29 protein-coding genes and 1 pseudogene are annotated in these 24,508 nt (G+C 63.7%); 17 read left to right on the top strand and 13 right to left on the bottom strand.

Annotated features, from left to right (window positions below):
* The 3 genes from AXA74_RS07200 to AXA74_RS07210 form a co-directional block, all read right to left on the bottom strand.
* A partial coding sequence (locus AXA74_RS07200) for an Arm DNA-binding domain-containing protein (RefSeq protein ID WP_155680859.1) occupies positions 1 to 287 on the bottom strand: 287 nt, incomplete at its 3' end.
* Between the two features lie 14 nt (positions 288 to 301).
* Entirely contained in the window at positions 302 to 571 is a 270-nt protein-coding gene (locus AXA74_RS07205) for a helix-turn-helix transcriptional regulator (protein WP_051593933.1), read from the bottom strand.
* Positions 568 to 765: a hypothetical protein gene (locus AXA74_RS07210; protein WP_032978637.1), complete on the bottom strand. Its 198-nt coding sequence runs from the start codon at positions 763 to 765 to the stop codon at positions 568 to 570. Before AXA74_RS07210 ends, AXA74_RS07205 begins: the two co-directional genes overlap by 4 nt.
* Positions 766 to 819: 54 nt before the next feature.
* On the opposite strand from AXA74_RS07210, the gene AXA74_RS07215 reads away from it, so the two are divergent.
* Complete coding sequence (locus AXA74_RS07215; protein WP_060833146.1) at positions 820 to 1,083, top strand: hypothetical protein; 264 nt, start codon at positions 820 to 822, stop codon at positions 1,081 to 1,083.
* A gap of 28 nt (positions 1,084 to 1,111) precedes the next feature.
* Here AXA74_RS07215 and AXA74_RS07220 read toward each other — a convergent pair whose 3' ends face one another.
* A complete protein-coding gene (locus AXA74_RS07220; protein ID WP_032978644.1) occupies positions 1,112 to 1,462 on the bottom strand; it encodes a hypothetical protein in 351 nt (116 codons plus the stop codon).
* Between the two features lie 351 nt (positions 1,463 to 1,813).
* Positions 1,814 to 2,437, bottom strand: coding sequence for a 3'-5' exonuclease (locus AXA74_RS07225; protein WP_032978647.1), 624 nt, complete (start codon positions 2,435 to 2,437; stop codon positions 1,814 to 1,816).
* A 294-nt stretch (positions 2,438 to 2,731) separates the two neighbouring features.
* On the opposite strand from AXA74_RS07225, the gene AXA74_RS07230 reads away from it, so the two are divergent.
* The 3 genes from AXA74_RS07230 to AXA74_RS24635 all read left to right on the top strand — a co-directional run bounded on the left by AXA74_RS07230 (position 2,732) and on the right by AXA74_RS24635 (position 5,212).
* Complete coding sequence (locus AXA74_RS07230) at positions 2,732 to 3,610, top strand: DUF4747 family protein (RefSeq protein WP_080700933.1); 879 nt, start codon at positions 2,732 to 2,734, stop codon at positions 3,608 to 3,610.
* A gap of 172 nt (positions 3,611 to 3,782) precedes the next feature.
* Positions 3,783 to 4,280 carry a hypothetical protein gene (locus AXA74_RS07235; RefSeq protein WP_032978651.1) on the top strand — a complete coding sequence of 166 codons (498 nt, stop codon included), beginning with the start codon at positions 3,783 to 3,785 and terminating at the stop codon, positions 4,278 to 4,280.
* 332 nt (positions 4,281 to 4,612) lie between these two features.
* The gene (locus AXA74_RS24635) at positions 4,613 to 5,212 is read left to right on the top strand and encodes a DUF2280 domain-containing protein (RefSeq protein WP_230588820.1); all 600 of its coding nucleotides are present in this window, start codon (positions 4,613 to 4,615) and stop codon (positions 5,210 to 5,212) included.
* 131 nt (positions 5,213 to 5,343) lie between these two features.
* Here the strand turns inward: AXA74_RS24635 and AXA74_RS24855 are convergent, their stop codons facing one another.
* The gene (locus tag AXA74_RS24855; protein ID WP_162266981.1) at positions 5,344 to 5,550 is read right to left on the bottom strand and encodes an AbiTii domain-containing protein; all 207 of its coding nucleotides are present in this window, start codon (positions 5,548 to 5,550) and stop codon (positions 5,344 to 5,346) included.
* Positions 5,551 to 5,597: 47 nt separating this feature from the next.
* Here AXA74_RS24855 and AXA74_RS07245 point away from each other — a divergent pair, with 47 nt between their 5' ends.
* The 3 genes and pseudogenes from AXA74_RS07245 to AXA74_RS24140 all read left to right on the top strand — a co-directional run bounded on the left by AXA74_RS07245 (position 5,598) and on the right by AXA74_RS24140 (position 6,533).
* Positions 5,598 to 6,083 (top strand): terminase, encoded by a 486-nt coding sequence (locus tag AXA74_RS07245; protein WP_032978653.1) that lies wholly within the window; start codon positions 5,598 to 5,600, stop codon positions 6,081 to 6,083.
* Positions 6,070 to 6,198: pseudogene (locus tag AXA74_RS24135) on the top strand (terminase); the annotation flags it as partial. The gene AXA74_RS07245 and the pseudogene AXA74_RS24135, both read left to right, overlap by 14 nt.
* An 8-nt stretch (positions 6,199 to 6,206) precedes the next feature.
* Positions 6,207 to 6,533, top strand: a complete 327-nt coding sequence (locus tag AXA74_RS24140) for a hypothetical protein (RefSeq protein ID WP_126623564.1) — start codon at positions 6,207 to 6,209, stop codon at positions 6,531 to 6,533.
* 324 nt (positions 6,534 to 6,857) lie between these two features.
* Here AXA74_RS24140 and AXA74_RS07250 read toward each other — a convergent pair whose 3' ends face one another.
* A complete protein-coding gene (locus AXA74_RS07250; RefSeq protein WP_032978656.1) occupies positions 6,858 to 7,358 on the bottom strand; it encodes an anti-virulence regulator CigR family protein in 501 nt (166 codons plus the stop codon).
* A 138-nt stretch (positions 7,359 to 7,496) separates the two neighbouring features.
* On the bottom strand, positions 7,497 to 9,146 hold the full coding sequence (locus tag AXA74_RS07255; RefSeq protein ID WP_407026527.1) for a methyl-accepting chemotaxis protein: 1,650 nt from the start codon (positions 9,144 to 9,146) through the stop codon (positions 7,497 to 7,499).
* Between the two features lie 389 nt (positions 9,147 to 9,535).
* Between AXA74_RS07255 and AXA74_RS07260 the strand changes: the two genes are divergently transcribed.
* Positions 9,536 to 10,669 carry a porin gene (locus AXA74_RS07260; RefSeq protein ID WP_029580469.1) on the top strand — a complete coding sequence of 378 codons (1,134 nt, stop codon included), beginning with the start codon at positions 9,536 to 9,538 and terminating at the stop codon, positions 10,667 to 10,669.
* Between the two features lie 149 nt (positions 10,670 to 10,818).
* On the opposite strand, the gene AXA74_RS07265 is transcribed toward AXA74_RS07260, so the two are convergent.
* Positions 10,819 to 11,055, bottom strand: a complete 237-nt coding sequence (locus AXA74_RS07265) for a hypothetical protein (protein ID WP_029580470.1) — start codon at positions 11,053 to 11,055, stop codon at positions 10,819 to 10,821.
* Positions 11,056 to 11,285: 230 nt separating this feature from the next.
* On the opposite strand from AXA74_RS07265, the gene AXA74_RS07270 reads away from it, so the two are divergent.
* Positions 11,286 to 12,389, top strand: a complete 1,104-nt coding sequence (locus AXA74_RS07270) for a helix-turn-helix transcriptional regulator (protein WP_126623565.1) — start codon at positions 11,286 to 11,288, stop codon at positions 12,387 to 12,389.
* On the opposite strand, the gene AXA74_RS07275 is transcribed toward AXA74_RS07270, so the two are convergent.
* The gene (locus AXA74_RS07275) at positions 12,386 to 12,643 is read right to left on the bottom strand and encodes a hypothetical protein (RefSeq protein ID WP_029580472.1); all 258 of its coding nucleotides are present in this window, start codon (positions 12,641 to 12,643) and stop codon (positions 12,386 to 12,388) included. The two genes, AXA74_RS07270 and AXA74_RS07275, sit on opposite strands and share 4 nt — an antisense overlap.
* Positions 12,644 to 12,735: 92 nt before the next feature.
* On the opposite strand from AXA74_RS07275, the gene hemN reads away from it, so the two are divergent.
* Positions 12,736 to 14,121: an oxygen-independent coproporphyrinogen III oxidase gene (gene hemN, locus AXA74_RS07280; RefSeq protein ID WP_029580473.1), complete on the top strand. Its 1,386-nt coding sequence runs from the start codon at positions 12,736 to 12,738 to the stop codon at positions 14,119 to 14,121.
* Here hemN and AXA74_RS07285 read toward each other — a convergent pair whose 3' ends face one another.
* Positions 14,122 to 14,862 (bottom strand): response regulator transcription factor, encoded by a 741-nt coding sequence (locus AXA74_RS07285; RefSeq protein ID WP_029580474.1) that lies wholly within the window; start codon positions 14,860 to 14,862, stop codon positions 14,122 to 14,124.
* Between the two features lie 462 nt (positions 14,863 to 15,324).
* Here AXA74_RS07285 and thrS point away from each other — a divergent pair, with 462 nt between their 5' ends.
* The 6 genes from thrS to ptsP all read left to right on the top strand — a co-directional run bounded on the left by thrS (position 15,325) and on the right by ptsP (position 21,518).
* A complete protein-coding gene (gene thrS, locus AXA74_RS07290; protein ID WP_029580475.1) occupies positions 15,325 to 17,277 on the top strand; it encodes a threonine--tRNA ligase in 1,953 nt (650 codons plus the stop codon).
* Positions 17,277 to 17,846, top strand: a complete 570-nt coding sequence (gene infC / locus AXA74_RS07295) for a translation initiation factor IF-3 (RefSeq protein ID WP_223850591.1) — start codon at positions 17,277 to 17,279, stop codon at positions 17,844 to 17,846. Before thrS ends, infC begins: the two co-directional genes overlap by 1 nt.
* Positions 17,847 to 18,014: 168 nt before the next feature.
* Positions 18,015 to 18,971, top strand: coding sequence for a glutathione synthase (gene gshB, locus AXA74_RS07300; RefSeq protein ID WP_029580477.1), 957 nt, complete (start codon positions 18,015 to 18,017; stop codon positions 18,969 to 18,971).
* 13 nt (positions 18,972 to 18,984) lie between these two features.
* A complete protein-coding gene (locus AXA74_RS07305; RefSeq protein WP_029580478.1) occupies positions 18,985 to 19,383 on the top strand; it encodes a PTS sugar transporter subunit IIA in 399 nt (132 codons plus the stop codon).
* A 61-nt stretch (positions 19,384 to 19,444) separates the two neighbouring features.
* A complete protein-coding gene (locus AXA74_RS07310; RefSeq protein WP_029580479.1) occupies positions 19,445 to 19,714 on the top strand; it encodes an HPr family phosphocarrier protein in 270 nt (89 codons plus the stop codon).
* 109 nt (positions 19,715 to 19,823) lie between these two features.
* Positions 19,824 to 21,518, top strand: coding sequence for a phosphoenolpyruvate--protein phosphotransferase (ptsP, locus tag AXA74_RS07315; protein WP_029580480.1), 1,695 nt, complete (start codon positions 19,824 to 19,826; stop codon positions 21,516 to 21,518).
* A gap of 50 nt (positions 21,519 to 21,568) precedes the next feature.
* Here ptsP and AXA74_RS07320 read toward each other — a convergent pair whose 3' ends face one another.
* Positions 21,569 to 22,837, bottom strand: a complete 1,269-nt coding sequence (locus AXA74_RS07320) for an Nramp family divalent metal transporter (protein WP_032955652.1) — start codon at positions 22,835 to 22,837, stop codon at positions 21,569 to 21,571.
* A 103-nt stretch (positions 22,838 to 22,940) separates the two neighbouring features.
* Positions 22,941 to 23,363, bottom strand: coding sequence for an OsmC family protein (locus AXA74_RS07325; protein WP_029580482.1), 423 nt, complete (start codon positions 23,361 to 23,363; stop codon positions 22,941 to 22,943).
* Between the two features lie 123 nt (positions 23,364 to 23,486).
* Here AXA74_RS07325 and lhpI point away from each other — a divergent pair, with 123 nt between their 5' ends.
* Positions 23,487 to 24,467, top strand: a complete 981-nt coding sequence (lhpI, locus tag AXA74_RS07330) for a bifunctional Delta(1)-pyrroline-2-carboxylate/Delta(1)-piperideine-2-carboxylate reductase (protein ID WP_029580483.1) — start codon at positions 23,487 to 23,489, stop codon at positions 24,465 to 24,467.
* Positions 24,468 to 24,508: the final 41 nt, after the last annotated feature.

A 24,508-nucleotide genomic window follows, 5' to 3' on the forward strand; every position in this document is an offset into this window, starting at 1 on the left:
GGGGCGGCCGCCTTTAGGTCCGGATCTTGGCCGGCGGCGATCTTTCTTTCCGCCTCTGCGCGCTTCTCGCGTGCCGCGGCTAGGGACACCGCCGGGTAGTTGCCGAAAGTCAATGTCGATTCCTTCCCGGTCGAAGGCCGAACATAACGCATGCGCCAGGTCTTCGACCCGTTCGGCTTCAGTTCGAGGTACAGGCCTCCGCCGTCCGGCAGCTTGTTCTTGCCGCCCAGCTTGAACGCGGCGCGGCGACAGCGTGCGTCGGTTAGCGGCACAACTTGGATGGGCATTTCTACGTTCCAGGTCAGGCAGTTTCAGGGGACGGGGCCTTGTAGCCCATGGGGTCGGCCAGCCAGTCCAGCAGATCCTGGCCGCGCCATGCCGTGCACGCTCCCGTCTGCTGGGCCGGCTTCGGTGCCGTGCCGGCATTTACGCGCTGGCGCCAGGTCTCGCGCGAGTAGGGGATACGGTCGGCGAACTCCTTCCAGCGATACAGCCCCTCCGGGCGAATAGCGTCAACCGGGCCGCGTCCGGTGATCGAGCGGCCTGCAGCCGCAGTGTGGGTGACATTCATGCGTTTTTCTCTCCGCGGTTGGAAATGGGTGCGGCCTCCTGGGCCGCAGTCTTCATTGCCGCCCGCCACGCCGGCATGTGGCGCCAGCGTTGGGCCAGGTTCGATACGTTGAGGTCCTGGACGGCCTGCACGCGCCGCGCGTCGGTCAGGACGGGCCGGATTGCCGCCCGGGCGGTGTTGTTCTGGTTGATCATGCTGACACTCCGATAGGGGTGGGGTACGATGGGCCGACAAAGCTGGGAGGCCATATGGCAGAGAAAATTGGGATGCGAACGGTCGAAGTCATTCCGGGGATTAAGGTGACAGCCTGGGCTCAAAAGGAGGGCGACGGCAGCCTCTTCAGCGGGCGTGCGGTATGGGGTAGAGAACCAACAGTCACAGACGGCTCGTTGGGGATCATCCATGAGGGCCCTATGCCCGCGGGTAGCACTCCGAATCAAGCCATCGAGTTGGCAGTGTTGGACGTGCGGCGCATGATCAAGCTGGGCGTGCTCGAAAGTATTTACGGCTGATCCACTGGCGTAGGGTGAGGCCTCCATGTCACTCCTCTGCGCGGGCGGCGGTCTGGGCGGCAACGGGGGCGGCGACACGGCGCACGAGATCATGGACCTCGAATCCTAATTGCCACGCTTCCTGCGCCCGAGCTATGAGCGGCGTCAGTTCTACGAACGCGGGCATGGCGGGCGACCGGATTTCCCAGGCCACGGACAGATGATCCTGTCGGATCGGCTCCGCGCTTGCGGCATAAGGAATCAGCGCTGCCTGGCCAATCAGGTGGAGCGCCACCCGCAGGTCCTCGGCCGCGACAGAGCATGTGGCCGGCCCGCCGAAATCGGTCCGGGTCTGCGCCAAGGCACTTTGAAGGGCATCAATGTGTTGTTGGAAAGTCATGCACCCAGCTCCCGCCACGTTTGAATGTTGCTGACAGCGTGGATAAGTCGCGGCTGGTCACCGGCCGCCCGGGCCGCGGCATGGCGCATGGCCAGCGGGTAGCGAAGCGGGGGCCGAGCCGCAGGCCCGCGAGCTCGCCGCGGGCTGGGCACGCTGTCGGCCGCTATGAAGCGCTCGAGGAACGACAGATAGCTGGAGGGGCGGGGAGCTGGCCAGCTCATTCTGTCTGCGACAATTGCCAGGATCGAATCGAAAGGAGTATTCGCCGGCACGCTGGCGCCCATCGCGCGCAGCTTACCGGCGGCCAGGCGTCCAGCTGCCCGCGTCTGCGGGGAAACATGGATTTTCATTTCAGGCGGCCTCCATCTGGCCATGCACCAGATCCTGGATGCGGAAATAGACGTCCATGCACCCGCGCACGTCGGCCAGGGCGCTGTGTGCGTTCTCCAGTGGTTTGCCGGTGAAGTACTGCACTGCCTCGCCCAGGTTGGCCGTCTTGAAGTGGTGGCGGTTGGCGGCCACCATCTTGGCCGTAGGCGGCAGCTTCAGAATGGGTGTGGCCAGACGCGCTGTGCATTCCGCCGCGCTGGCCCTCCAGCGCTCGTGGTCGGCTTCCAGTTCGCCGGCGCGGTGCTGGGCGATGCGGATGATGCGGGCATCAAATTGCTCGTTGTGCGCGACACGCGGGCGCCCGGCCCACAGCTCAAGGAAGAGGGACAGGGCCAGCGTCTCGGGCACGCCCACCTCCATGGCGTATTCGGTGGTGATGCCGTGAACCCCGGTGACCTCATCGGGGATGGTCCAGCCGTCCGGCCGGACGACCAGATCCAGGCTGGCGATCGTCTCGCGGCTGTCCATGTTCACCAGGGCCGCCGCCAGCTGAACGATGTGCGGCTGGTCAGGGTGCTCGGACGGCTCCTTGAAAAGGGGCAGGCCAGTCGTCTCGGTGTCGTAGAAGAGTTTCAGGTTTCCCATATGGTCGCTCTCTCTCATCCGGCGGGCTTTCGACGGTTTCCACATCGAGGGCACGGAGCTGCGCCACACCGTCGGCGGCGGACGCGGCGGTGAGCGCGGTGAAATCTTGATTTTCAGTTGGGACGTGGCTGCGGCTCCGGCAGGGCTGTTTTGAAGGCACCATTAAGAATGGGGCGCCCAACATGCGCAAGGCTCTTTCGAATGCATGCGCGCGCCCTCAATATAATTGATTTATTTTGTTGCATTTTTACGGGATTTGCGCGAGGCTAACGGGTCTTATTGGAGGACTCGGTAATGGCGCGAACTCGTACCTTTGACGTAGGGGGAGTAAACCTGAAGGTTCACACCCGACATACTCCGAGCGAGTATGTCGAGCTATGGCAAACGCTCTATAGGATGCGAGGAACCGTCCTTTGGGGGCCGCAGGCAATGATGATTGGGGAGGCTCAACGCCTGGACCCCGATGACTCCGAGTCACCGATTTTCGGGCACATCTACAAATTTTTGAATATCGATCCTAGTGATCCCTGGTTCGACATTCAAAAGAGGAAGCCCGCGACGGATGAGGACGTTTCCCAAGTCTCGATTCCAGATTTTCTTAAGCCGAATCTACGTTTCGTGCCGTACCTGTTCTTGCCCAAGAAGCACCGCTTGTACCTGATCACCAAAGCGGGGGCGAACGTGTCAGACTCAATGGCCGCGTCCACCGCGGGTCGAATGCTTGAGAAATTGTCTGAACGGGAGCGGATCGTAAAGCGATTTGGTAGGGTCGAAATTAACGTCCTCAAGAACAAGAAGGCTGTGGAGGACCTGCTTGAGTGGCAGGTGATCAAGCGGTTGGAGATCTACATAGAACGCCCCAACGCCCTGGAGGACGAAGACGAGCAGGCGATACTGGACAGGCTCGAAGGAATGCGGGCGGAGTCGCAACAGGTTGTCTACAAGAAGGCCAGCGGTGCTAAGACATTAGTCCCTGATCGGCGTCTCAAAACACTCGCGATGGCCGCTGCCGATAATGGCGAGGTCAAGGTTGTTGGTCGGAATAAACAGGGGATTAAGGACACGGCGTCATCTAAGCAGTTCCCTCTGCACGAGACGACCACTTACGAACCTTCTAAGATGACTCTTACAGACGCCTTCAAGACATTTGTACTGAGCACATTGGCTAAATGAGGCTATGACGAAGAATCGCAAATCCGAACACGGAAACGCACGCCTACTCAGGGAGGTGTGGACCATTACAAGAGGCTGCAGAGGTCTTGTGCACGGTCCGGAATTTCGGATTTGTATCGTCGCCTGGGTCTTAACTGGGGCGTATTGGATTAGAGAGCCTTGGTGGGATCAGGTGATCGCAACCGTGCCGACGCTGCTTGGATTCACGCTCACTGGGTTCGCCATTTTTCTTGGGTTTGGAAGCGACAACTTCAAGCGCTTTTTGGCGATGGGGAGCTCGGAGACGGAGAACCAATATTTGAGCGTCGGCGCTGCGTTTGTTCTCTTCGTGATCGTTCAGCTGGCAGCGCTTATCTTTGCAATGGTCGTGAAGGGCTTTCAATTTCCGACGCCTGATTTTCTTGTGCCCTACGAGCGATACCTCATGATCGGTTCGGCAATTGTGGCCGGCACGGGTTACTTCGCGTTTCTTTATGGCCTTATCTTGTCTTTGAGGGCCGCTCTACGCATTTATCGCCTTAGCCGATGGTATTCCATGTACTTGAGACATGCGTCCGACAGTGAACAGCCGCAGCGCAAGCGCGAGGACGTACCTGAAAAGGAACGTGCGGGTAAGGCGAGCCGCACGTCGATCTTGCGCACAAGGCGCAACCGCAGGCGAAGCGTATAGGCTATCGTCCGTGATAGTTCGGTTGTGCGTCAACGAGCTCCGGGCCCGATCCTCAAAAGTGCGCACGTAGCTCACTCAAATGCAGCTCGATTTGAGCTAGAACGCGAGGCGCACATTCTGCGCAAATATTCTCTCTGACCATTCCGGTGTCATCGTACTGCGCCAGATGTATGTCGCCTGGCGCGATTGTGTGCTTCGAATTTGCGTGGCATTTCCGAACTCCGGCGGCGGTCTCGATCTTTAAGTTCTTCAGCGGGTTGCGTGCCTTTGCCATTGTTTTCTCCATCGTTGGACTTATTAGCGGTTTAGCGCTTCCCGTAGGTATTTGCAATATGGCAAAACTCACCGACGCGCACAAGACTTTCATCGTGCAGGCGCTGGCCTGCTGGGATACTCCTACTGAGGTTTCGGAGGCCTTGCGCGACCAGTTCGGCATCGACGTGCCGCGCATGCAGGTGGCACAGTACGACCCCACCAAGGTAGCGGGGAAGGACCTCGCCAAGAAATGGCGGGACCTGTTCGACGCCACGCGCAAGCGCTTGCGCGAGGAGGTGGCCGAGATCCCCATTGCTGACCAGACCTTCCGGCTGCGGCAGCTCGGCAAGATCTACGAGCGGCACATCAGCCGCGGAAACGTCATCGGCGCGGCTGGCGTTTTGGAGCAGGCCGCCAAGGAAGTGGGCGGCGCATTCACGAACAGGCGGGAGCATACCTGTCCATGTATCCCGGCTCGGCCACCGGCGTGTCGCTGGACCGCGCCGTGTCTTTCACGGGAGTGCAGCGCTACCGTGACGAAAAGTCGCGGGCATACGTTGTGCTCTATGGTTCCTCGGGACGGAGGTCCGAGCAGGCGCGCAGATTCGCCACCGCGTCAGCCAGAATCTGTGGTCCTTAGCCGGTCCGGTCCAAATTATCGCGGGCCGGGCGGCTGATCTGGTGCTGCAGCCTCGCGTGTTGGTAAACACCACCTACGAGGTGTCAATCAACGGCGTGCCGTACACATACTCCACCGGTCCGACCGCCAATTTGCCGCAGGTGCTTGCCGGCCTGGTTGGCGCCGTCTCTACGAGTGGGCTCGAGGTGTCCAGCGATGGGGCATCGGTAACTCTGAAACCAGCCCCCTGTAACTGCTAAGCTTATTCTCGATCCACACAAGCTCACTCGACAAGTCGAGCTTGGTGGCTGCCACCTTGGCCAGCCGTAGAAGGCTCGACACTGATTCAGTGCTATCAAGGGCTTTAGATTGGATATCCCGGATTAACGAAGCCATTCTGGTTTCTCATTGTTTTCGGATACCGCATTTACCACGCGGGATCGATGCCTGCGGCATCGCTCCCAGAGGGACCGCGCACCATGGCGCGACCATCCAAGTACCAGCCGGCGTTCGCCGAGCAGGCGGCGAAGCTCTGCCGCCTCGGCGCCACCGACAAAGACCTGGCCGATTTCTTCGCTGTGACGGAGCGCACGCTCAACACCTGGAAGAAGCAGCACGCCGAGTTTCTTCAGGCCCTAAATGCGGGCAAGACCCTGGCCGATGCCGAGGTGGCCGACAGGCTCTACCAGCGCGCCCTGGGCTACACGCATGCCGAGGACGACATCCGGGTTTGCGACGGCGTGATCGTCACGACGCCCACCACCAGGCACTACCCGCCGGACACCACAGCCTGTATCTTCTGGCTGAAGAACCGACGCCCGGATCTCTGGCGCGACAAGCCGGACCCGACCAACGACGACAACGCGCCGCCGCCGGTGAAGGTCGTGATCGAGGTGGTAAACGCAAGCGTCCCTGATGTCGACGTTTAACCAGCCCCAGGCCCGGTTCCTGGCGCTGCCGCACAAGTTCCGCGCGTTCGTCGCCGGCTTCGGCAGCGGCAAGACCTGGGTAGGCGGGGCCGGCCTGTGCCGTCACGCCTGGGAATGTTCCTCGTGACCACGGCTCAAGCACTGCGCTACGTTGGATGGGACAATACACCAGGGGCGCAACATCAGGTGTTCTACTATTTGGCTCAGCCTTTAGGGAATGCTGGGATGACGGCCGGGCGAGTGTGCTATCAGGTGAGTCATGATTTCAATAACAATGGGCATATCGCTGACGATATGGGGCACACTTATTCTGGCTTGCAGGTGATAGACCAGGTAGGGAAGTTCCGTGGGTTTGTATTTGCTGACTCATCCGTTAACGGCGCGCCGGTGACTACCGGCGACAACCATACGATTTCGTCACTCAATTACCTCGATACGCAGACTATTTAAGCGGTAGGTATGCTAACGGGTATGGCTGTGGTCTTCCCGCAAGGAGAGGTAGCGAATTCAACAACTTGCGTTACGAATCCCGTTCCAATACCTCCTGCCAATACACTAGGTCGGCAAGACAGTTCAAAACGTCTTGAGACACAGAAAAGCCTTAGACATAAACGGTCTAGGGCTTTTTGGTTTTTTCACCGTCCTTCTTGTCGACAACAAGTCTTGCTGACGCTGAACACCTCGCAGGCCACCAGCCATCATTGCACCGTCAGTTCAAGTTCGCGGCCGAGGCTGGTGGATGGCGACGACCGCTGCCGAGCTCGTCATTTCGGCTCAATCAAAGACATTGAGCAGGACGTCGGCGACCACCGCCGTGGCGATGGCGACGAGCACCAGGTCGGATCCTGCTATCCGCCATTCGTAGCCGGGATAGGCGGGCAGGCGCGCCAGCATGGGGCCGGGGACCATTTTCTTGGCGATGCCCGGAGGCAGGGGTTTGCCGCGCGCGAGGTTCTTGCGTATGCCGGGGGGGAGCTGGCTGTAGCCGGACAGGCCGTATTCATGCGCATAGCTCCGGGCCGTGGTGACGGTAATGCCCGCATATCGGAGGCTGGCGCCGTTGGCGCCCGCATCGTGGCTGTCTTTGTCCGGCTTGCCCCGGCCTTTGCCCTGACCTTTGTCCTGGCCTTTGTCCTGGCCTTGGGCTTGGCCGTTGCCCTGGTTGCCTTTGTTGGGGTTGCCCTTGCCTTCGGGCGGGGCGGCGACGGCCTGGCCGATCGCCAGGGCACAGGAGGCCAGCAGCAGGGGCAGGGCCTTAGAAGATTTGCGGCGCATGGTCGGCTCCGATGAGGCGAGAGGTGTCCTGATTCTAATACCGGACAGGCGCGATGCGCATCGGACCCGCCGCGTCCGCCGGTCTTCGCGCCGCCCGGTCCGGGGCCGCCCGGTCGTGGCGGATGGCCCCCGGGGCAATCACTGGAGCTGGGCGACAGGCGCGGCCAGCAAATTGCCGTTGGGAACGAGCCGCCGGACGGGCAGGGCGGCGGCGCGTTTCTCGGGGGTGCGGAAGACCCCGATGGTGTCGGCCATCGAGCCGGATTCTTGCCCGAGGTCTTGCGCAACCGCCGTCAGGTCACCCACGAGCGAGCTGTTCTGCTGCACGATGTGCTCCATGCGCGTGATGGCATTGCTGATGGCGTCTACGCCGGCGGACTGCTCATGCGTGGCGACGGCAATCTCGCCCATCAGCTCCGTGACACGATCGACGGACTGCAGGATCTCCTGCATGGCCGTGCCCGCGGTGCCGGCCTGTGTGGAGCCGGCCGACATCCGGGCAACGGACTCATCGATGAGCGTCTTGATTTCCTTGGCGGCCTGGGTGGTGCGCTGCGCCAGGCTGCGGACTTCGCCGGCCACGACGGCAAAGCCCTTGCCTTGTTCGCCGGCCCTGGCCGCCTCGACCGCGGCGTTCAGGGCGAGGATGTTGGTCTGGAAGGCGATGCCTTCGATCACGGATACGATCTCGGAGATTTTCTTGGCGCCGTCGTTGATGGATTGCATGGTCGAGACCAGTTCGCCGACGAGGTTGCCGCCTCGCGCCGCCGTGGACTGGCTTTCCTGGGTCAGCGAGCTGGCGGTCGTGGCGTTTTCGGTGTTGCGGGCCACGGCCGCGGCCAGCTGCTCGACGCTGGATGCGGTGTCCTGCAGCGCATCGCGTTGTTCCTCCGTGCGCTGTGCGAGGGCCTGGCTGCCTTCGCGCAGCTGGGCGATGGTCTGGACGTGGTGCGAGGTCTGGGAGATGACCTCGGTCGAGATGCCCGTCAGGCTTTTGCGCATGATGTCGAGGTAGAAATAGAGGTTGCGGGCCTCTCCCTTGACGTCGATATTGACTTCATTGACCAAGTTGCCGGCGGCGATCTGGCGCGCGACTTCTTCGGCCTTGGTGAACTGGCCGGCAAAGCGCCTGGCCCGCCACGAGAGGGCAGTGATCACGCCCGCGCAGCCCAGGCCGTAGGCCGCCCACCAGGCCTGCGGGTTGGCGACGGCCGGATTGTCCAGGGCGAAGTAGGTCGGGATCGCCGCCAGCGCACAGACGGCGATGGAAGACCGGATGGTCGCGGGCACGAGGCCGCTGCGCAGGGGATAACAGGCGCGGGCAAGGGCCTGCCGCCATCCGGCCGGCACGCGCCGGCCGCCCTTGAGCGCATAGCCTCTCAGGCGATTGGCGGCCACATCCTGGTAGAACTGCTCGGCTTGCTGGATCTGCTGTGCCGTGGCCTTGACCCGCACCGATGCGTAACCCGTCACTTCGCCGTCTTCGATGACGGGCATGGCATTGGCCAGCACCCAGTAGAACCCGCCGGATTTGTGGCGGTTCTTGACGACGGCCAGCCAGGGGCGCCCGGCTTTCAGGGTATGCCACATGTCCTCGAACACGGCCGGCGGCATATCCGGGTGGCGCACGATGTTGTGCGCCTTGCCCAGCAGTTCATCGCGCGAGAAGCCGCTGATCTCCACAAAGGCGGGATTGCAGTAGGTGATGCGGCCCTTGAGGTCGGTCTTGGAGATGAGGTACTGATCTTCATGTAAGACAAATTCTTGATCAGTAATCGGCAAATTCATTCGCATGAGGTTCTCCCCTCGAAGGAAAACAGCGGTGACGGAGTGGCCAGATATTTCGCAATAGTGATAAGAATGTCTATATATGAAACTGTTAATAACAATTCGTCTAGAGGGTTTTGCCGAGTGTTGCTAGAGAGTCACGGAAGAAATCTGAAAGATGAGAGGGAAATGTTGTGGAATCGCCATACTTAACGTGGTTTCTTAATATTTCAAAAGTAACTTGATGCGGGCACACCCCGAGAGGGCAGAGAGTTAGACAATGGGGCGGGAGTTGTTTTTATGTAGTTAAAAGACATATTTTGTGGTCTTGCTGACGCGATGCTTATCTAGGGTGTGGGCTGGCCCGAGCGTTCGGGCTGAACCTCTGCTTTAGAACGGAAGATAAAGACATGCTCAGGAAGACTTTGCTGGCCAGCGCGATTCTCGTGATGACCGGGGGTGTGGCCGCCGCCGAAACATCGGTGACGCTGTACGGCCTTGTGGACGTTGGTTTGACCTTCCAGCGCGGGAAAGTCGGGCCGACGGATTCCAATCGCGGCCTGTATGGCGGCAGCGCTCAATCGCGTTTCGGCATGACCGACGGGGTGCAGAACGGCTCGCGCTTCGGTCTGCGCGGCGTCGAGGACTTGGGCGACGGCCTGCAGGCGGTGTTCGTGCTGGAAAACGGCTTCAACGCCCGCAACGGTTCGCGCGCCCAGGGTGATCGCCTGTTTGGCCGCCAGGCCACGATCGGCCTGGCCCATGCGCAATGGGGCCAGCTCGACCTGGGCCGCCAGACCAATATCGCGTCAAAGTACTTCGGCGACATCGATCCGTTCGGCACGGATTTCCTGACCGCGACGATGGGCACGTCTTTCAGTGCCGCCAATACCGTGCGCTACGACAACATGGTCATGTACCAGACCCCGAGCTGGTCGGGACTGCAGGCAGGCGTCGGTTATTCCTTTTCCACGGACGATGTGGAAGGCCCGACGGATTTCCGTACCAAGGAAAACAACCGCGCCATCACCACCGGCCTGCGCTACGTGAATGGCCCCCTGAATGTGGCGCTCACCTATGACCGGCAGTTCCGCAAGCCCAACCAACCGCAGCCGCAGCAATTCATTCTGGGCGCCTCCTACGACTTTGAAGTGGTCAAGCTGGCCCTGGCCTATGGCCGCACGGAAGATGGCGTGTTCGCCGGACAAGGGTTCGACCTGATGGGCGGCCGGCAACAGACCGCCGGGCCGGCTCACGGCATCGGTTACACCGCTGACCGCTTTACCTGGGATGGCCTGCGCATCAATTCCTATCTGGTCGGCTTGAGCGCGCCCATCGGCGCGGCGAGTTCGGTATTCGGCTCGTGGCAGCGCGCCGATCCGAACAAGAACCTGTACGCCATGGACGTCTACAGCCTGGGCTACACCTACGATCTGTCCAAGCGGACCAATCTGTATGCCTTCGCCTCCTACGCCGATGGCGCGGCCTTTATCAAGGGCGACAAGATGACGACGGTGGGGGTGGGACTGCGCCACCGCTTCTGATCGCTTTTGGTGCCAGGCGCGGCCCCAACTGAGCAGAGTCGGGGCCGCCTGTTTTCCAAGCCAGTCGCATGAGCGACTGGCTTTTTTGTGTGCCGCCGACCCGGCCGGGAAGGCGGCAGCCTGGCCCTTGCGCGGAGCAGGCCGGGGACTCAGGCCGGTTTGCCAGGCGGGCGCAGCACGGCGCTGGCGTGGCCGTATCCGGTTTGCCGGGCGCGCAGTTCGTCCATGTAGCGCGTCAGTTCGGCCTCGGCGGAGCTGGCCGCTGCCGTCTGTGCCGGCGGATTGCGGTTCAGGAGTTTATCGGCCGCCGCCAGGGTGCGCTGGGCGCGGCGTTCGGCCTCGGAAAGCAGGTTCAGTTGGGAGAATTCTTGCTGGTACTTGCTCATGGGCATGCAAATAATTAAACAATCGTGCGGCAACGTGACGAGAGCTTACAGCCCTAGCTTTCAGTATTGAAAGTCAAGCTTTGCAAAGCTGCCTCTCCAGGCGGCGTGGTCATGCCACGAGCGGCGTGGTCGCCGGTTGCGCAGTCGCGACAGCGGGGCTTTTCGCTAATAGGCGGGCGTCCGGGCTTTGGCTATAACTCGCCCCAAGAGCACATGGGACGGAGGCGGGCGTGGTCAAGGCATACACCAGCGCAGGCGATGAGAGTCGCTTGCTGGAGGCGATGTATGGGGCCGCTCTCGGAGAGAACGACTGGACGGAAGTGCTCACCTTCCTGCGCCAGGCCACCGGCGTGGCCCTGGTGGCCTTGCTGTCGCAGGATCCCCGGACGGATCTGCCCTTGCTCAATGCCGTGGCCACGCATGACGATGCCTGGGCCGAGCAGGCCATGGGCAGCTATCAGCGCGAATTCTTTCTGCACGATCCCACGCCCGCCGCGGTGCAGGGTTGGCAAGCCGGGCGCTGGTTCAATGACCGGCGCGCGTTTTCCGAGCATGAGCGCGCCCACAGCCTTTACTACCAGGAGTTCCTGCGCCCGCAGGGGCTGGGGAGCTGGTCGGGCACTTATCTGTTCAACGAGCCGCATTCCCAAGCGTTTATCAGCTTGCAGTGCCTGGCCGATGACAAACGGAGCGAGGATCCTGACCTGCGCTTGAGCGACGGCTTGACGGCCCACCTGGCGCGCGCCTTGCGTGTCGCTTCCCGCCTGGGCGACGTCCAGCGCCGCGCGGTGGTCGCCGAATCGACGCTGGATCAGCTGGAGACGCCGGTCTTGCTGCTGGAAGAGGAAACCGGGCGGCTGCTGTTGGCCAATGCGGCGGCCCGGCGCCTGATGCAGGCCGAGCCGGTGCTGGCTTTCCGCGGCGACCGGGTGGCGCCCGGCGTGCTGTCGGACAGCGCGACTTGGCGCGCGGCCTGCCGGGCCGGCGGCTGTGTACTGCGCGCCGCGTCGGGAGCGCCCATGGCGCTGTCCCTGATCCCCGTGCCGCCCGGCTCCACCCTGGCCAGGAGCTGGCCGCGACCGCTGGTCCTGATGTCCCTGCCTAGCAACAAGAGCGCGGCGGCGCGCGCGCGCCGCCTGCGGCAGCTGTATGGCCTGACGCAGGCCGAGGCGGAAGTGGCGGTGATGCTGGCCTGCGAAGAGCTCACGCCCGCCGAATGCGCGGACAGGCGCGGCGTGTCGGTGGGCACGATACGGGCCCAGATCAAGATGCTACAGATGAAAATGGACGTCTCGCGGCTGGCGCAGATCGTCAGCCTGGCCTTGATGGTCTAGGCCGGCTCGTCGTCGGCTTGCGTAAAGGCCCGCACCAATCGCGAGATCTGTTCGAGTTCATCCTGTGCGCCTCGCACCCACACGGGAGGATCGAAAGGCGCGCCGGCCGGCGTGCTGTCGGCGTGGTTGCGCAGATCGTCGAGCAGCTCCAGGGCCATGCCGGTTGCCTGGGGGTGCCCGCGCGTGGACAGGGCGATAGAAATGGCCAGGGCCTGGCGCAGGGCCAGCAGGCGGCCGTCGAGTTCGGTTTCCATGGGATTTCCGGGGTTGGGGACCCCGCCATTCTACGGGGGCGGCTTGCGCCAGATCAAAGGCGGGCTGGCCGCTGGCCCGCATAATTCGCGCCATGTCTTCCGTGCACGCGCCATCGCGCACCCGTTTGTCGCCCGATCTCTTGGCCCGTCTGGCCAAGAACGGGCCCCGCTACACCTCTTATCCCACGGCCGACCGCCTGCATCAGGGTTTCGGGCCCGCGCAATGGGCCGATGCCCTGGCGGCCAGGAGCGGCGGCGAGCCGCTATCGCTGTATGTGCATATCCCCTTCTGCGATTCGGTGTGCTATTACTGCGCCTGCAACAAAATCGTGACCCGGCATCACGAGCGCGCCGCGCGCTATCTCGCCGCGCTGTCGCGCGAGATGGCCATGCAGGCGGCCTTGCTCGGGCGCAAGACAGCCGTCATGCAGCTGCACTTCGGCGGCGGCACGCCCACTTTCCTGTCCGACGCCGAGCTGGCTCGCCTGATGGATGATATCCGGCGCCATTTCCATCTCCTGCCCGGAGCCGAAGTATCCATCGAGATCGACCCCCGCACCGTGGACGCCGCGCGCCTGTTGAACCTGGCGCAGATGGGCTTTAACCGCATCAGCTATGGCGTGCAGGATTTCGATCCCGCCGTGCAGCAGGCGGTGCATCGCGTCCAGCCCTATGAGATTGTGCGCGGGCTGATGCAGGCCGCAAGGGCGGTGGGCTTTCCATCCATCAATGTCGATCTGATCTATGGCCTGCCCAGGCAGACGGTGGCCTCGTTTGCGCGCACCCTCGCCCAGGTGGGCGAGCTGCGCCCGGACCGCATCGCCCTGTATGCCTACGCGCACCTGCCGGCGCGCTTCAAGCCGCAGCGGCGCATTCTTGCCGAAGAACTGCCCGATCCGGCCACGCGCGTGGCCTTGCTGGGCTCGGCCATCGACAGCTTCCTGGACCAGGGCTATGCCTATATAGGCATGGATCATTTCGCCCTCGCCGAAGACAGCCTCGCGCGGGCCCGCGCCGAGGGGCGCTTGCATCGTAATTTCCAGGGGTATAGCACCGAACCGGACCACGATCTGCTGGCCCTGGGGGTCTCGGCCATCAGCCAGGTCGGGCCGGTGTACAGCCAGAACCACAAGGACCTGGACGCCTATTACCGGGCGGTGGAGGCGGGGGACTTTCCGGTGGAGCGCGGCCTGGCCTGTACCGAGGAGGATTTATGGCGCCGGCGGCTCATCATGGACATCATGTGCCGCGGACGCCTGGACCTGCGCGCCGCCGGTGGCGGCGCCGATCCCGAGCAGGTGTTCGCCGCCGAGCTGCCCCAGCTGCGCCAGTTGCAGGCCATGGGCCTGCTGCAACTGGCGGACGGCTGTCTCTCCGTGACCGAACAGGGATGGTTCTTTGTGCGCGCTATTGCCATGGTCTTCGACGCCCATCTGCGCGCGTCGGCCACGGTAGAGCGCTATTCGCGCATTGCCTGATCAGCCGCAGATGTTCTGCTCGAATTTTTCGTTCAGGTAGAGCGCCAGCGCCAGGTCATCGGCCAGGCCCAGCTTTTTCATGGCGCGCCGCTTGTGCGTGCTGATCGTCTTCTTGCTGCGCAGCAGCCGCGAAGCGACCTGCGTGACCGACAGGCCCTGGGAGATCTGGCGCAGCACTTCGAGCTCGGCCGTGGTGAGCTGGGAATCCGGGTGGGCGGGTTCGGTGATCTGGGAGCGGCCGTCCTTCCAGCCGAGGAACTGGCGCCGGTCGGCGGCGGTCTGGCGTATCACTTCGACCAGCGTTTCCACCGAGGCTTCCTTGGGAAGATAGGCGTTGGCCCCGGCCCGGTAGGCGGCGAATTCGGTTTCGCTGTTCTTGCCGGCCGAGAAGGTGATGATCGCCATTTCCGGATGCTGGCGCCGCAGGCGGCGGATGAAGTCCATGCCGTCCCAAGGCTGGCGGGGCAGGTAGAAATCCACCACCGCGACATCGCAGGGATGCTGTTTGAGGGTCTTGGACAGGGATTCGGCCCGGGTTTCGACACACTTGACCTCGAGGTCCGTCTGGTTGCGCAGATAGGCGGCCAGCCCCAGCGTGATGGCGGGGTGGTCATCGAGGATGGCGACCCGGATCTTATGGCTGGGGCGGGACAGCAGCATGTAGCGCCGCACGCCGTAACCGGGGTCGGAGGAGTCTTCGGATCTGTCTTGGCCGGGAAGGGAGGAGATATTGTTCGACATGGTTTTATTTCTGGAAAGTACGCTTTGGCAAAGTGCGTTCGTCCGATCGGAGCAGAGCTTCAGAGCGGAGGTTAAAGGCAATTCGAGGTAAAAATCGGGATGCCGAAAAATCAGGAAAAGTCCTACATATCTACCGCAAATAGTCCTAAATACGCCTTCCGCCTTTCCGACGCCCTGGGGGCGCAAGGGGGGCATGACCGCCGGCAAGCGCAGCAAAAGTGCTACAATCAGCTTCTGTGGCCAAAACGCGCCGGTTTTTTGCCCGGGCGCGGCGGCTATGACCCTATTTCCCCAAAAAGGCCTTACATGTTTTGCGCGTCGGCACGAACTACGACTACGACCTATCGCCCCATGTCGCGTTAAGTCGTTAGAGGTGTTTGGTGTCGTCAGACAGCGAAACATAGGCAGATAGAACGCGGCTAGATAGCCGCGTTTTTCGTTTCTCATCCAGGAAACCCGTCGATGGTACAAATCACTTTGCCGGATGGTTCTCAGCGCCAGTATCCCGGGCCGGTCACGGTCGCGGAAGTCGCGCAGTCCATCGGAACCGGCCTGGCCAAGGCGGCCTTGGCCGGCCGAGTCACGTTCGATGGCGCCGAGCCCAAGCTCGTCGACACCAGCTTCCGCATCGAAGGCGATGCGCAGCTGGCCATCGTGACCGCCAAGGACGCCGATGGCCTGGATCTGATCCGGCATTCGACGGCCCACCTGCTGGCCTATGCGGTGAAGTCGCTGTATCCGGATGCCCAGGTCACCATCGGCCCGGTGATCGACAACGGCTTTTACTACGATTTCTCGTACAAGCGTCCGTTTACGCCCGAAGACCTCGAGGCCATCGAGAAGAAGATGACCGAGCTCGCCCGCAAGGACGAAATCGTCACGCGCGAAGTCTGGTCGCGCGACGAGGCGGTGGCGTTTTTCAAGGGCATAGGCGAGACCTACAAGGCCGAGATCATTGCCTCCATCCCGAGCAACGAGAACATCAGCCTGTACCGCGAGGGCGATTTCATCGACCTGTGCCGCGGTCCTCATGTACCGTCCACGGGCAAGCTCAAGGTCTTCAAGCTGATGAAGGTCGCGGGCGCCTATTGGCGCGGCGACAGCAACAATGAGATGTTGCAGCGTATCTACGGCACGGCCTGGGCCACCAAGGAGGACCAGGACGCCTATCTGCACATGCTCGAAGAGGCCGAGCGCCGCGATCATCGCAAGATCGGCCGCGATCTGGATCTGTTCCATTTCCAGGACGAGGCACCTGGCCTGATTTTCTGGCATCCCAAGGGCTGGGCCCTGTGGCAGCAGGTGGAGCAGTACATGCGCGCCGTCTACCGCGACAACGGCTACCAGGAGGTCAAGGCGCCGCAGATCCTCGATCTCTCGCTCTGGAAAAAGACGGGCCACTGGGACAACTACCGCGAAAACATGTTCACGACCGAGTCGGAGAACCGCGTGTATGGCCTCAAGCCCATGAACTGCCCCGGCCATGTGCAGATCTTCAATGCGGGCCTGCATTCCTATCGCGAGCTGCCGCTGCGCTATGGCGAGTTTGGGCAGTGCCACCGCAACGAGCCCTCCGGGTCGCTGCACGGCATGATGCGCGTGCGGGGTTTCACGCAGGACGACGGTCATATTTTCTGTACCGAAGACCAGCTGCAGGACGAATGCGCCGATTTCACCGCGCTGCTGCAGCGGGTGTACCGTGATTTCGGCTTTACCGAGGTGCTGTACAAGGTCGCCACGCGGCCGGAAAAGCGCATCGGCAGCGACGAGATCTGGGACAAGGCCGAAACGGCCCTGATGGAGAGCCTGCGCCGCACGGGCTGCGAGTTCGAGATCTCCCCGGGCGAGGGCGCCTTCTACGGCCCCAAGGTCGAGTACACGCTGAAGGACGCCATCGGCCGTCATTGGCAATGCGGCACCATCCAGGTGGATTTCTCGATGCCGGTACGCCTGGGCGCGGAGTATGTCGACCAGAACGACCAGCGCCGCGCGCCGGTCATGCTGCATCGCGCGATCCTGGGTTCGCTGGAGCGTTTCATCGGCATGTTGATCGAAAACCATGCCGGCGCCATGCCTCCCTGGTTGGCGCCGGTGCAGGCCGTGGTGTGCTGCATTTCCGAGCCGTCGGCCGACTATGCGGCCAAAATCACACAAAGCCTGAAAAAACAAGGCTTTAGAGTTCAGGCCGATTTGCGTGGTGAAAAAATCACTCGTAAAATTCGGGAACACAGCCTGCAAAAGGTTCCGTACATCCTTGTCGTTGGCGACAAGGAAGCGCAAAACGGGACAGTCGCCGTGCGTGGGCTTGGTGGCCTGGATCTGGGCGCCATCCCCTTCGACGACTTTGTCGCCCGCCTGAGCGAGGACGTCGCCAGCCGGCGCAATGTCGTTCAGCCGGATAGCAAAGCTGTTTAATCTTTCTAGGAGTCTTCAACATCGCCACTGAAAAAAGCATTCGCATCAACGGTGAAATCCGCGTCCCCGAGGTGCGCCTGATAGGTCTGGACGGAGAGCAGCTTGGTATCGTCAAGATTGCCGACGCTTTCCGTCTTTCTGAGCAAGCTGACGTGGATCTGGTCGAAATCGCGCCCAATGCCGAGCCGCCAGTCTGCCGCTTGATGGACTACGGCAAGTTCAAGTACCAGGAACAGAAACGCCAGGCCGAGGCGCGTTCCAAGCAGAAGGTCATCCAGGTCAAGGAAGTCAAATTCCGTCCCGCGACCGACGAGGGCGACTATCAGGTCAAGCTGCGCAACCTGCGCCGCTTCCTCGAAGAAGGCGACAAGGCCAAGGTGACTCTGCGCTTCCGTGGTCGTGAAATGGCCCACCAGGAGCTCGGCATGCGGGTGCTGGAGCGAGTGCGCGACGATCTGACCGAATTGGCCCAGGTCGAGGCGATGCCCAAGCTCGAAGGCCGCCAGATGGTCATGGTGCTCGCGCCCAAGAAAAAGGCGGGTGCGACCAAGGCCGATTCGGCCAGTTGATTCCGCATTTCCGGCCCGGCTCTTCCCGCAGGAAGATGCCGGGCCGGTTTGCGTTTATCGCCCCGCCGCCGTGCGGGCATGGCGTGCCGGCCCGGCTGCGCTACGATGTGTTTATCGGCTTCGCGTTCTTGTCGACCAAGAGGCGGGGCAGAGGTGTCAGGTAACGTAATGCACGTCTTGTTCATCATCGATCCCTTGCCGCAGCTCAAGGCGTACAAGGACAGCTCCGTGGCCATGATGCGGGCCCTTGTGGCCCGCGGCCATACGCTTAGCGTGGCCTTGCAGGGCGACCTCTATATCGACGCCGGCAAGGTCTGCGCGCGCAGCCAGCCGATCGCGCTGGTCGAGGGGGCCGATCTGCATGGGCACGAGTGGTGGCGCGAGACCGGCCCGGCGGTCGATCTTGCGCTGTCCGTCTATGGCGCCGTGCTGATGCGCAAGGACCCGCCCTTCGACATGGAGTATGTGTATTCCACGCATCTGCTGGAATACGCGCAGGCCCAAGGCGCCAAGGTTTTCAATGGCGGCGCGGCCATCCGCAACCATCCCGAAAAGCTGGCCATCACCGAGGTGGCCGAACTGACCACGCCAACGCTGGTCACGCGCAACATGAGCCGTATCAAGGACTTCCATGCCTTGCACGGCGACGTGATCGTCAAGCCCCTGGATGGCATGGGCGGCACCGGCATTTTCCGCCTGCAGCCCAACGAAGCCAATCGCAACGCCATCCTGGAGACGCTGACCGACAACGGTGCGCGCACCATCATGGCGCAGCGCTACATCCCCGAGATCGTCAAGGGCGACAAGCGCGTGCTCATCATCGGCGGCGAGCCCGTGCCGTATGCGCTGGCGCGCATTCCGCAGGCGGGCGAGACGCGCGGCAACCTTGCGGCCGGCGGCCGGGGCGTGGCCCAGCCGCTGTCGCCGCGCGACCGCGAGCTGGCCCTGGCCGTGGCGGCCAAGACCGCCGGTCGCGGGCTGTTGCTGATCGGCCTGGACGTGATCGGCGACTACGTGACCGAGATCAATGTGACCAGCCCCACCTGTTTCGTGGAAATCACCGAGCAGACGGGTTTCGACGTCGCGGATATGTTCGCCCAGGCGCTCGAACGCGCCGCGGGCTGAATGCGAGCAAGCCATGACCGGGATTGTTATCGTCGTCCACGCCCCGTTGGGCACCGCCATGCGCGAAAGCGTGCGGCACGTGCTGGGTGACACCACCGACGTGCTGGCGGTGCATGACATCCTGCCGGAGGATCTGCCGGATGACCTTGTGCCCCAGGTGCTGCAGGACATCCTGCGCGTCAACAAGGGCCAGGGCGTGCTGGTGCTGACCGACCTCATCGGGGCGACGCCGGCCAATATCGCCAAGCGCGCGGTGGCCGACGCCCAGGCCAGCGGCGTGCAGTGCTGCGTCCTGGCGGGCCTGAATACGCCCATGTTGCTGCGCGCCCTGACATACCGCAATTTGTCATTGGCCGAAACACGGGAAAAGGCATTGGCGGGAGGGGTGCAAGGCTGCTTGCGTGTAGACTGATGCGGGGCTTGCCCTGACGATCCAACCAGCACGGCTTGCGGGCCGTGATCAGAAACAGAATATGCCTACGTTAGATATTGTCATCAGCAATAAACTTGGCCTGCATGCCCGCGCGGCGGCCAAGCTCACGCAGCTTGCCAGCAAGTTCAACAGCGAGATTTTCATTGCTCGCGGGGCGCAGCGTGTCAATGCCAAGAGCATCATGGGTGTGATGATGCTGGCGGCCGGGCTGGGGGTCACGGTCAAGATCGATGCATCCGGTGCCGATGCCGATCAGGCCTTGGCGGAAATTCAATCTTTGTTCGAAAACAAATTCGGTGAGCAGGAATAGATCCGCGCTGAGTGCTGATACCGGTGCCCTCGAGGCTCCGGGGTCGGCGGCTGTTTCCGAGGACGGGGCTGGCTTTGCCAGCCCCGTCTTGTCTTTGTTCGGCAAGGGGGTGGCGCGCGGCTATGCCATCGGCCGCGCCGTGGTCATGGGCGCCGCCGCGCTTGAAGTGGCCCACTACCGCATTGCCCCGGAAGACGTCGGCGCCGAGTGCCAGCGCCTGACCGAGGCTTTGCTGCAGGCGCAATCCGATTTGCTCCAGCTGGCCGACAGCCTGCCCGAGGATGCCCCGCGCGAGCTGGGCGCCATGCTGAACGTGCACCGCTTGCTGATCGGCGATCCGCTGCTGGCCGAGCAGGCGCGCGCCATGATTGCCGAGCGTTTCTACAACGCCGAATGGGCGCTGACCGCCCAGGGCCAGATCCTGAGCGAGCAGTTCGACGCCATGGAGGATGAGTACCTGCGCGAGCGCGGTGGCGACGTCCGCCAGGTCATCGAGCGCGTGCTGCAGGTGCTCTCGGGCACCTCCACGATGCTGCCCGACGGCTCCAGCGTCGACGGCGACGAACCCCTGGTGGTGGTGGCCCACGACATTTCGCCGGCCGACATGCTCAGGCTGCGCGGCGGGCGTTTCGCCGCCTTTGTCACCGACCTCGGAGGGCCGACCTCGCACACGGCCATCGTGGCGCGCAGCATGGGCGTGCCGGCTGTCGTGGCGATGGGCAATGTCCGCGAGCTGGTGCGCGACGGCGATGTGCTGATCGTCGACGGCGCGGCCGGCGCCCTGGTCATCAATCCCTCGGTCGCCATCCTGGAAGAGTACCGGGCCCGCCAGCGCGCCTATGCGGATGAGCGGGCCGAACTGGCGCTGCTGCGCGACGTGCCCGCCATCACGCTGGATGGGATCGACGTCAAGCTCGAGGCCAATATCGAATTGCCCGAGGAGGCCGCCCTGGCCCTGGCTTGCGGCGCCGATGCGATCGGCCTGTTCCGTAGCGAGTTCCTGTTCATGGGGCGGGCCGATCTGCCGGGCGAGGAAGAACAGTACCAAGCCTATGCGTCCGTCGTCCGGACCATGGCCGGCCGGCCGGTGACGATACGCACCCTGGACATCGGCTCGGACAAGACGCTGGACGGCGAGGCCACGGTCGCGACCAATCCGGCGCTGGGGCAGCGCGCCATCCGCTACTGCCTGGCGCGTCCGGATATGTTCGCCAGCCAGCTGCGCGCCATCCTGCGCGCCTCGGCCCATGGTCCGGTGCGCATGCTGGTGCCCATGATCGCCCATATGCACGAAGTCAAGGCGGTGTATGCGGCGCTGGACGCCGCCCGCCGCGAGCTGGACCTGCGCGGCCAGGCCTATGCGCCCAAGATGGAAGTCGGGGCCATGGTGGAGGTGCCGGCCATGGCGATCGCCATCGAGCCGTTTGCCCAGGCGCTGGATTTCCTGTCCATCGGCACCAACGACCTGATCCAGTACACCCTGGCGATCGACCGGGGCGACCATGATGTCGCGGGCCTGTATGACCCCCTGCATCCGGCGGTCCTGCGCCTGATCGCCGCGACCATCAATGCGGGCGAGCGGGCCGGCAAGCCGGTGGCGGTCTGTGGCGAGATGGCGGGCGATGCGCGCCTGACCCGCTTGCTGCTGGGGTTGGGCCTGACGGAGTTTTCCATGCATCCGCAGCAGCTGCTGGATGTCAAGCGCGAGGTGCGGCGCGCCCACTCCAATGCCTTGCGCGTCAAGGTGGCTTCGGTGCTCAACCGGGCGCTGCCGGTGGACCTGGACCACCTCGACAAGGCCTGAGAAGTCCGCTGTCCCGGGAAAAGCCAGCCTCACAGCTGGCTTTTTTCTTGTCAGGCCAGCATGTCGATCAGCAGATAGGCGTCCAGCAGCACGATGCCGGCGGTGCAAGCCATGGCGGCCCAGGCCCAGCCGCCATGGAGCTTCCAGCGGCCCATGACATCGCCGCGGCAAGCCAGCAGGACCAGCGGGATGAGGGCAAAGGGCAGGGCCAGGCTCAGGATGACCTGGCTGAGCACCAGGATGCCATCCGGGTCCTGGCCGCCGCCGGCCATCAACATGCCCGCGGCGGCCAGCGCGGCGGCGATGCGCGTGATGAGGGCGCGGCGCGAGGCGGACAGCTGTGTGCCTCGCTCGAAGCCGGATGACAGGATCTTGCCGGCCATGACGCCAGTGATGGTGGAGCTCTGGCCCGCGGCGTACAGCGCCAGTGCAAACAGCAAGGCCGCGCCGGTGCCCAGCGTCTGCCCGATGGCGGCATGAGCGGTGTCCAGGTTTGCCACGGCCGGGCCCTGTCCCGACAGCGAGGCGGCGGCCACGATCAGGATGGCGGCATTGACGAGCATGGCGATGCCCAGCGAGATCATGATGTCGTGGCGAGCCAGGCGGAAGGCAGTGCCGCGCAGTTCAGCGGGCAGGCCGCGGGCGCGCTGGGCCAGCGTGCCGGAATGCAGATAGAGATTGTGCGGCATCAGGGTCGCGCCCAGGATGCCTAGGGCAATCATGAAGCCCTGCGGGTCGGCCAAGGCCCGGCCGCCGCGCGCCGCGCCCTGGATGACAGCGGCGGGATCGGGGCGCGCCTCGGCCAGCAAGACGACGAAGCTGAGCGCGACGATGCCCAGCAGGACAGCGATGACCTGCTCATGGCGCGCGACTTGGCCGCGCGCGATATAGAAGACGGTAAAGGTGGCGATGCCCGTGACGGCGACACCCGCCAGCAGGGGCAGGCCGAACAGCAGGCGCAGCGCGATGGCGCCGCCGATCAGTTCGGCCAGGGCCGTGGCCAGAATGGCGGCTTCGCCGGCCAGCCAAGCGGCGCCGGCCGCGCGGCGGGGCAGATGGCGGGCGGTCAGGGTGGCGAGATCTTCGCCCGTGGCCAGCGCCAGCCGGGCCACCAGGACCTGGAAGCCCATGGCCAGCAGGGCGGCGGCGAACACCACTGTCAGCAGGCCATAGCCAAAGCCCGCGCCCGCGGCGATGTCGGTGGCCCAGTTGCCCGGATCGATGTAGCCGACCGCCACCAGGACGCCCGAACCGACGAGGCGGCGCAGGCCTGGGTGGCGCGCGGCCGGGCCGGAGAGGGCGAGGATCAAACGGGTCATGGCGCACCTTTATGAGAATGGTTCTCATTTTTGGCTATTGGCGGCCCGTTGTCCAATGATTTCGATTATCCGGGGCGATAGCCGCCGGCAATCACGCCGCGGATCAGGCCAGCGAGGCTTGCATGGTGATCTTGGCGTTGAGCACCTTGGAGACCGGGCAGCCGGCCTTGGCCTTGGCGGCGGCCTCCTGGAAGGCGGCGTCGCTGGCGTTGGGGATGGCCGCCACCACGGTCAGGTGGATCGCCGTGATGGCAAAGCCATCGTCGGTCTTGTCCAGCGTGACCTCGGCCTTCGTGTCGATACGGTCGGCGGTCAGCCCCGCTTCGCCCAGCACATTGGACAGCGCCATCGAGAAGCAGCCCGCGTGCGCCGCGCCGATCAGCTCCTCGGGATTGGTGCCCGGCTCGCCCTCGAAGCGCGTCTTGAAGCCGTAGGGTTGGTTCTTGAGCGCGCCGCTCTGGGTCGAGATGCTGCCCTTGCCGTTCTTCAGGTCGCCTTGCCAGACCGCGGATGCCGTCTTTTTCATGGGGGAACTCCTGTTGCGTGATGAAGGGGGGAGACGCGCTCCCTGTCGGTCCATCATATCGCCGCGCCATCGACTGGAAAACCGGGACGGGATACGGTCATAATGCAGCGCAGGAGGCCAACCATGCAGATCATCGACACCGACGCCACGCGCCGGGCCCTTGCGTTCGAACCCGTCATCGCCACCTTGCGCGCCGCCTTTGCCGGCGGCTATACGGTGCCGCCCCGCCATGTGCACAGCCTCGCCTCGGGCGATCGCCACGGCACATCCCTCATCATGCCGGCCTGGAGCGAGGCCGGCTATTTCGGCGTGAAGGTCATCAATATCTTTCCGGAGAACACCCGCGACGGGCTGCCGGGCCTGCACGCGACCTATACGTTGTACAGCGCGCGCAACGGGGTGCCGCTGGCCCAGGTCGATGGCGATGTGGTGACGGCCTTCCGCACGGCGGGCGCCGCAGCCCTGGGCGCGGACTACCTCGCGCGCCGCGATGCGCGCCGCCTGCTGGTGTTGGGGTCGGGCCGCATTGCCGGGCTGGTGCCGGCGGCGATGAAGGCCGTGCGCCCCATCGAAGAGGTCATGGTCTGGAACGTACGCCCGGAGGGCGCGCAGGCCTTGGCCCAGCGTCTGGGCGAGCAGGGCTTTGCCGCGACCGCCGTCACCGACCTGGAGACCGCCGTGGGCCGGGCCGACATCGTCAGCTGCGCCACGCTTTCCACGGTGCCGTTGGTGCGCGGCGCCTGGCTGAGGCCGGGGACCCACTTGGACCTCATCGGCAGTTTCAAGCCCGAAATGAAGGAAACCGATCCTGCCTGTTTCGCCGGCCACGCCGTCTACGTCGATACCGACGAGGCGCCGACCAAGGCCGGCGACCTGCTCGAGGCCTTCAAGGCCGGCACGCTGAGAGTGCCGGACATCCGGGGCACGTTGTTCGATCTGGTCGCCGGCAAGGTGGCGGGCCGGGGCGATGAGGAGCAGATCACGGTGTTCAAGGCGGTGGGCAGCGCCCTGGAGGATCTCGCGCTGGCCGCGCTCGTCTATGAAGCCCAGCAGGCCAAGCCGCGGACAGCCGGCCGCCGGCGGGTACGGACGGCGCGGACATGAGGCAAAATACGCCCCAAGGCGGGCCCGGGCCGGCCGCCAGG

It is taken from the genome of Bordetella hinzii LMG 13501 (assembly GCF_001548475.1).
Lineage (GTDB): Bacteria > Pseudomonadota > Gammaproteobacteria > Burkholderiales > Burkholderiaceae_B > Bordetella > Bordetella hinzii.

What these genes read in the sequence shown, in the direction of transcription:
- lhpI (WP_029580483.1), top strand. Translation starts at nt 23,487, where the DNA reads ATGCAGATCATCGACACCGACGCCACGCGCCGGGCCCTTGCGTTCGAA.
- AXA74_RS07265 (WP_029580470.1), bottom strand. Translation starts at nt 11,055, where the DNA reads ATGAGCAAGTACCAGCAAGAATTCTCCCAACTGAACCTGCTTTCCGAG.
- hemN (WP_029580473.1), top strand. Translation starts at nt 12,736, where the DNA reads ATGTCTTCCGTGCACGCGCCATCGCGCACCCGTTTGTCGCCCGATCTC.
- thrS (WP_029580475.1), top strand. Translation starts at nt 15,325, where the DNA reads ATGGTACAAATCACTTTGCCGGATGGTTCTCAGCGCCAGTATCCCGGG.
- AXA74_RS07220 (WP_032978644.1), bottom strand. Translation starts at nt 1,462, where the DNA reads ATGACTTTCCAACAACACATTGATGCCCTTCAAAGTGCCTTGGCGCAG.
- AXA74_RS07310 (WP_029580479.1), top strand. Translation starts at nt 19,445, where the DNA reads ATGCCTACGTTAGATATTGTCATCAGCAATAAACTTGGCCTGCATGCC.
- AXA74_RS07325 (WP_029580482.1), bottom strand. Translation starts at nt 23,363, where the DNA reads ATGAAAAAGACGGCATCCGCGGTCTGGCAAGGCGACCTGAAGAACGGC.
- AXA74_RS07260 (WP_029580469.1), top strand. Translation starts at nt 9,536, where the DNA reads ATGCTCAGGAAGACTTTGCTGGCCAGCGCGATTCTCGTGATGACCGGG.
- AXA74_RS07245 (WP_032978653.1), top strand. Translation starts at nt 5,598, where the DNA reads ATGCCTGCGGCATCGCTCCCAGAGGGACCGCGCACCATGGCGCGACCA.
- AXA74_RS07210 (WP_032978637.1), bottom strand. Translation starts at nt 765, where the DNA reads ATGATCAACCAGAACAACACCGCCCGGGCGGCAATCCGGCCCGTCCTG.
- AXA74_RS24635 (WP_230588820.1), top strand. Translation starts at nt 4,613, where the DNA reads ATGGCAAAACTCACCGACGCGCACAAGACTTTCATCGTGCAGGCGCTG.
- AXA74_RS07230 (WP_080700933.1), top strand. Translation starts at nt 2,732, where the DNA reads ATGGCGCGAACTCGTACCTTTGACGTAGGGGGAGTAAACCTGAAGGTT.
- AXA74_RS07275 (WP_029580472.1), bottom strand. Translation starts at nt 12,643, where the DNA reads ATGGAAACCGAACTCGACGGCCGCCTGCTGGCCCTGCGCCAGGCCCTG.
- AXA74_RS07285 (WP_029580474.1), bottom strand. Translation starts at nt 14,862, where the DNA reads ATGTCGAACAATATCTCCTCCCTTCCCGGCCAAGACAGATCCGAAGAC.
- AXA74_RS07305 (WP_029580478.1), top strand. Translation starts at nt 18,985, where the DNA reads ATGACCGGGATTGTTATCGTCGTCCACGCCCCGTTGGGCACCGCCATG.
- AXA74_RS07225 (WP_032978647.1), bottom strand. Translation starts at nt 2,437, where the DNA reads ATGGGAAACCTGAAACTCTTCTACGACACCGAGACGACTGGCCTGCCC.
- gshB (WP_029580477.1), top strand. Translation starts at nt 18,015, where the DNA reads ATGCACGTCTTGTTCATCATCGATCCCTTGCCGCAGCTCAAGGCGTAC.
- AXA74_RS07205 (WP_051593933.1), bottom strand. Translation starts at nt 571, where the DNA reads ATGAATGTCACCCACACTGCGGCTGCAGGCCGCTCGATCACCGGACGC.
- AXA74_RS07255 (WP_407026527.1), bottom strand. Translation starts at nt 9,146, where the DNA reads ATGAATTTGCCGATTACTGATCAAGAATTTGTCTTACATGAAGATCAG.
- AXA74_RS24855 (WP_162266981.1), bottom strand. Translation starts at nt 5,550, where the DNA reads ATGGCTTCGTTAATCCGGGATATCCAATCTAAAGCCCTTGATAGCACT.
- AXA74_RS07250 (WP_032978656.1), bottom strand. Translation starts at nt 7,358, where the DNA reads ATGCGCCGCAAATCTTCTAAGGCCCTGCCCCTGCTGCTGGCCTCCTGT.
- AXA74_RS07215 (WP_060833146.1), top strand. Translation starts at nt 820, where the DNA reads ATGGCAGAGAAAATTGGGATGCGAACGGTCGAAGTCATTCCGGGGATT.
- AXA74_RS07320 (WP_032955652.1), bottom strand. Translation starts at nt 22,837, where the DNA reads ATGACCCGTTTGATCCTCGCCCTCTCCGGCCCGGCCGCGCGCCACCCA.